We start from the raw sequence: 270 nt of genomic DNA, 5'->3' as shown, positions 1-270 counted from the left end.
AAAACGAACACAGTTAAAAAAGGAAGCGTCAATGTAAAAGGAGGACATATATGAAGAAGGTATTAGCAATCCGTTTGACCGCAGTATGTATTGCCCTTTTGGTCATCGCAGGCTGTTCTACTCAGCAAAAAAGTTCCGGAAAAGATGACGGTAAATTAAAAGTTGTCACGACCTACTCCATTCTTTATGACATTGTGAAGGAAGTAGGAGGACAGCATGTCTCTATTCACAGCATTGTTCCCATTGGTACAGACCCACATGAATTTGACC

The 270-nt window shown here is 40.7% G+C and carries 1 protein-coding gene; it reads left to right on the top strand.

Going from position 1 to position 270, the window contains the following annotated elements; genetic code table 11:
• Positions 1-50 precede the first annotated feature (50 nt).
• Positions 51-270 (top strand): metal ABC transporter solute-binding protein, Zn/Mn family (locus AAEY78_RS13250; RefSeq protein ID WP_352339763.1); only part of this gene is annotated, 220 nt, incomplete at its 3' end.

The sequence above is a fragment of the Psychrobacter sp. 16-MNA-CIBAN-0192 genome (genome assembly GCF_040309565.1).
Taxonomy (GTDB): Bacteria; Pseudomonadota; Gammaproteobacteria; order Pseudomonadales; family Moraxellaceae; genus Psychrobacter.
This window is presented reverse-complemented; position numbering and strand designations above follow the sequence as displayed.